This window comes from Pseudomonas sp. C11, from assembly GCF_034683865.1.
In the GTDB taxonomy this organism is placed as follows: Bacteria; Pseudomonadota; Gammaproteobacteria; order Pseudomonadales; family Pseudomonadaceae; genus Aquipseudomonas.
This window is the reverse complement of sequence record NZ_JAWIIP010000047.1, coordinates 1-287: the sequence shown is the minus strand read 5'-3', so window position 1 is coordinate 287 and position 287 is coordinate 1. Positions and strand designations below refer to the sequence as shown.

Sequence of the window (287 nt, the reverse complement as noted above, 5' to 3'; positions counted from 1 at the left end):
AAAGGTTTCATGCGCTCGGGGATCAACACCATCTACCAACTGCGGTACGGCATAGAGGCCTGCCGCCAGCTCGAAACCGACTTCGCGCCCAGCGTTGTCAAGTTCGTGAAGCTGTGCACGCCGACCGCCGAGGATCTTGGGTTTCCCGCTGACGATATCGCCTGGCGCGAGGTTGTGCGCCACTGCGCGAACCCTGGCCGGCACAACTGGAGCTATGAGGCCGTGCGCCTGGCTGGCGATGCGGTCGGCTGGTTCAACCTGCGCTGCAGCAGCATTCCGGAAGAGAC

At 63.1% G+C, this 287-nt stretch carries 1 protein-coding gene; it reads left to right on the top strand.

Features of this window, described 5'->3' with window-relative positions; genetic code table 11:
• Positions 1 to 287: replication protein P (locus VC352_RS24870; protein ID WP_322982161.1), on the top strand; the 287-nt coding region annotated here is incomplete at both ends.